The sequence below is a fragment of the Flavobacteriales bacterium genome (assembly GCA_013214975.1).
GTDB lineage: Bacteria > Bacteroidota > Bacteroidia > DT-38 > DT-38 > DT-38.
In genome coordinates this window covers 1-3,845 of record JABSPR010000095.1, presented here as the reverse complement: position 1 = coordinate 3,845, position 3,845 = coordinate 1, and the positions used below count along the sequence as shown (strand labels likewise).

At 35.3% G+C, this 3,845-nt stretch carries 5 protein-coding genes; 1 reads left to right on the top strand and 4 read right to left on the bottom strand.

The genetic code is table 11. The annotated features are described in order from the left end of the window. Together HRT72_03885 and HRT72_03880 are read right to left on the bottom strand one after the other, a co-directional pair. On the bottom strand, positions 1 to 710 hold a 710-nt coding region (locus tag HRT72_03885), incomplete at its 3' end, for a ParA family protein (GenBank protein NQY66847.1). A gap of 4 nt (positions 711 to 714) precedes the next feature. Continuing rightward, positions 715 to 1,395: a metal-dependent hydrolase gene (locus HRT72_03880; protein NQY66846.1), complete on the bottom strand. Its 681-nt coding sequence runs from the start codon at positions 1,393 to 1,395 to the stop codon at positions 715 to 717. A 132-nt stretch (positions 1,396 to 1,527) separates the two neighbouring features. Between HRT72_03880 and HRT72_03875 the strand changes: the two genes are divergently transcribed. Further along, complete coding sequence (locus HRT72_03875) at positions 1,528 to 2,178, top strand: rhomboid family intramembrane serine protease (protein NQY66845.1); 651 nt, start codon at positions 1,528 to 1,530, stop codon at positions 2,176 to 2,178. A gap of 6 nt (positions 2,179 to 2,184) precedes the next feature. Here HRT72_03875 and HRT72_03870 read toward each other — a convergent pair whose 3' ends face one another. Both HRT72_03870 and HRT72_03865 read right to left on the bottom strand, forming a co-directional pair. Continuing rightward, positions 2,185 to 2,781, bottom strand: a complete 597-nt coding sequence (locus HRT72_03870; protein ID NQY66844.1) for a hypothetical protein — start codon at positions 2,779 to 2,781, stop codon at positions 2,185 to 2,187. A 90-nt stretch (positions 2,782 to 2,871) separates the two neighbouring features. Beyond that, positions 2,872 to 3,606, bottom strand: a complete 735-nt coding sequence (locus tag HRT72_03865) for a glycosyltransferase family 2 protein (GenBank protein NQY66843.1) — start codon at positions 3,604 to 3,606, stop codon at positions 2,872 to 2,874. Positions 3,607 to 3,845: the final 239 nt, after the last annotated feature.

Sequence of the window (3,845 nt, the reverse complement as noted above, 5' to 3'; positions counted from 1 at the left end):
TTAGATGCAGCATCATGCATAATAATTGTTTTACCATGACTTGGTGCTTCCCCTAATCTGGTATTACGCTGAATGATTGTGTCAAATACGATTTGTTGGAAATGTGTTTTAACATCCTCTGCTACCATTTTAGATAATTTTAATCTTACATCAAACATAGTTAGCAGAATTCCTTCGATATCTAAATCTGGATTTAGTCTTGTTTGAATAATTTTAACAGTATTCAATAACTTGCCTAATCCCTCTAGAGCAAAGTATTCGCATTGAATCGGTATTAGAACCGAGTCTGCTGTAGTAAGTGCATTAACAGTAATTAAACCAAGTGAAGGGGCACAATCGATAATTATAAAATCATATTCAGATTTAATTTTCTCGAAAGATTTTTTCATCATGTATTCTCTATTTGGCAAGTCAATCATCTCTAATTCTGCTGCTACTAAATCGATGTGTGATGGAAGTAAATCTAGGTTTGGTGTCTCAGTGTGTAGAACAGAACTGCTTGGATCAGTGTCATCTACAAGACATTCATAAACACCAGTTTTAATATTTCTAGGATCGAAACCAACTCCAGACGTAGAATTAGCTTGTGGGTCTGCATCTACAAGTAATGTTTTAAACTCAAGTACAGCAAGACTTGCAGCAAGGTTAATCGCTGTTGTGGTTTTACCTACTCCGCCTTTTTGATTTGCAATTGCTATTATTTTCCCCATAACTTTAAACTGTTATTGTTTCGTTGACGTTCATCAGTATTAACTCCTTACCTTTTTCCTTAAACAAGGAAATAGCTTCTTCTTTTTCGATTTTAATAAAACCAAATGTGTCATAATGCATTCCTATGATTTTATCGCACTTAATAAAATCAGTAGCGATAAGAGCATCATTAATATCCATAGTAAAATTATCTCCGATAGGAAGAAAAGCGAAATCGATTTGATCATATTCGCCCAATAGTTTCATGTCGTATGTAAGTGCTGTATCACCAGCGTAATAAAAAGATTTATTATCGCTTTTTATTACAAACCCTCCAGGATTACCACCGTATGTTCCGTCAGGTAAAACGCTAGAATGTACAGCGTTAACATATTTCACTTTGCCAAAATCAAACTCCCAATTTCCTCCGTGATTCATAGGGTGGCCGCCTTCTAACCCTTGTGATTCAAACCAAGAAACGATCTCGAAGTTTGAAATTACTTTCGAAGAATTTCTTTTACCAATAGATATCACGTCGGCTACATGGTCTTCATGGCCATGAGTAACTAAAATATAATCCGCTTTTATCGATTCAATATCTACAGAAGAGGCTAATTCGTTCGGGCTGATGAAAGGATCAAAAAGAATCTTGGCTTTTGATGTCTCTATCTCAAATGAAGAGTGACCGTAATATGTGATATTCATTTGATTTGTGCCTGATTATGAGTGCGAAACATTCTCGTTTTATTTCTTTTAAAATTACAAATCACTTACTTGAGATGTCTTTAAAATGGTGTTACTTTTAAACATATTTATCAACACAGATATATTTTAACCGTGGATAGTAAAGGGAATGTTAGAGCGTATATAGGATTTTTCTCTTCCTCGTTATTTGTGGCCATATTATGGCTGATAAAATATCAAGAAGAAACCAACGGGTTATCCTTCGCTTCATATGGTATTCGGCCTAGAACGATATCCGGCCTTAAGGGGATATTGACTGGTCCATTAGTTCATGGCGACTACGATCACTTAATAAATAACTCTTTGCCGTTATTGGTTCTTGGGACGGCATTGTATTTCTTTTACAGCAAAGTGGCATTGCGTGTTTTTGTTCTATCGTACTTAATTACAGGGGTTTGGGTGTGGGCCGGATCAAGAATGTCGTATCACATTGGAGCTAGTGGTTTGATATACTCCATGACGGCCTTTCTTTTTGTAAGTGGCGTTATTCGAAAGAATATTCGCTTGCTTTCTATCTCAATGATGGTCGTTTTTCTATATGGGAGTTTAATCTGGGGGATATTACCCATCAAGCCGCAAGTATCTTGGGAATCACACTTACTAGGGGGAGTAGTGGGCGTAATAATGGCATTTTTCTACAGGCATTCTGGTCCCAAAGATGATAGATACGATTGGGAAGATGAAGAGGATGATGAAAATGAAGAGGGTAACGTGGTGGATGTAAATTACACTATTATTGAGTAGGTTGTCTTATTTCGAGGTAACATTGATTTTGAAATTATCTACTAGGAAGCGCTCTTTACCTTGATTCCAAATAAAACAGTTTAGCTTGTATTCTGCGCCAACAGCAATGTCTTTAGGTTCAAATTGACATACTGTAGTTTTCCATTTATTCAATTCAAGATTAATCAATGTATAGTTTTCCCAGAAAACGTGTTCATCGTTTTCGTTTGTGATAGATATAACAAATGATGCCTTTTCTAACGTGTTATCTAGCTGTTTAAAGCATGCACTAAGTTCAACGTTGTCAATTTGGTTTAGGTCAACAGATTTTGAATAAAGTATGTTAAACGAAGGACCATAAATTACTCTTTTATCAAGTGCAATTGCTACTGGGTCCTCGCATTGGTCGTTATCGATGTATTTGAAAGAACTGTTTTTTTTGTCTCTGAAATTTAGTTCTGATTTGAAGTTGATTTCTTCTCTTGCCTTTAATTCACCCTTCACCACAGGGGCTTCTACAACAGATTCACTGATATTCCAAAATTCTACCCCACCAAACTCCATCACGATAATAACTACGATGAAACTTATAATTAGAAAATATAACGACTTGTTAGATGCCATCTTTAGTTCAATTTGCTAATTGCAAAATTAAGTATTTAAATATATTTATCGAATATCAAATTTTCTAGTTTTCACCATCCTTAGTATTGTCTAGTTGTAATGGAAATGGATTTTAAGCATTTGAATTGGGACGCCAAACATTTGGCCTATTGAGAGTTTTGACCCTTTAACATCTTCCCAAGAATTTAGAGGTGCTTCAATAACTTGATTATATATTTCATATTTCCCAAAGTGGTTTCGTGCCCGAATAAGAATCTCCACATCAAAAACCCACTTTGTAATAAACTTCTTTCCGAATAATGTTTCGACAATATCTGTGCGGAAAAATTTAGCACCACATTGGCTATCGTAAACAGGTAACTGCGTTATTAAACTTGCTCCTGTTGCAAAAACACGACCTATATAATGGCGACTAAGCTTTCGTTCGATGTTAGCGCCAAGTCGCTTCAATCTGCAGCCCATAATTATTGCAGCCTCGTTCTCTTTATTTTTAAACCCAAGGAGGTAATTTATTTCTGATAATGGGGTTGCCAAGTCTGCGTCGAAAAATCCAATGTTGGCAAAATCTCCTAAACTAAGAGCATGAAGCATGCCTCTTCGAACAGCCTCTGCCTTTCCCGAATTTTTGTCAATATCGTAGACTTTAACATTATTTACGTATTGCGATTTAAGTGCGTTAAGAACTTCTATTGTATTGTCCGAGCTTCCATCGTTTACAAAGCAAAATGTTACATTCGGATTACTTCCGATATATTGCGAAAACTCATTAGCAGGGAGTCGATTCGCCTCGTTATAGCATGGGACAACAATACAGATATTATTCATTTACTTATTGTAAGCCTTGTTTGGGTCTTTAATCATAGAATATGTTTTGGATCGTCTCTTGTTATTTTGAATAGAAACTAACAAATAGTTACATTATTATTCTGTGGTTATTTTTAAATAATTCTTTATTGCTTGTATCATTTATATTGTCGACTCGGAAGTGTGTAGATCCTTTATTGAATAGCAAAAGTTCGTCAATGTAAATCCTTTTAACAGATTTGTTATCTCCTTTAATAATG

Coding starts and splice junctions, on each gene's coding strand:
- HRT72_03865 (NQY66843.1), bottom strand. CDS start 3,606: ATGAATAATATCTGTATTGTTGTCCCATGCTATAACGAGGCGAATCGA.
- HRT72_03880 (NQY66846.1), bottom strand. CDS start 1,395: ATGAATATCACATATTACGGTCACTCTTCATTTGAGATAGAGACATCA.
- HRT72_03870 (NQY66844.1), bottom strand. CDS start 2,781: ATGGCATCTAACAAGTCGTTATATTTTCTAATTATAAGTTTCATCGTA.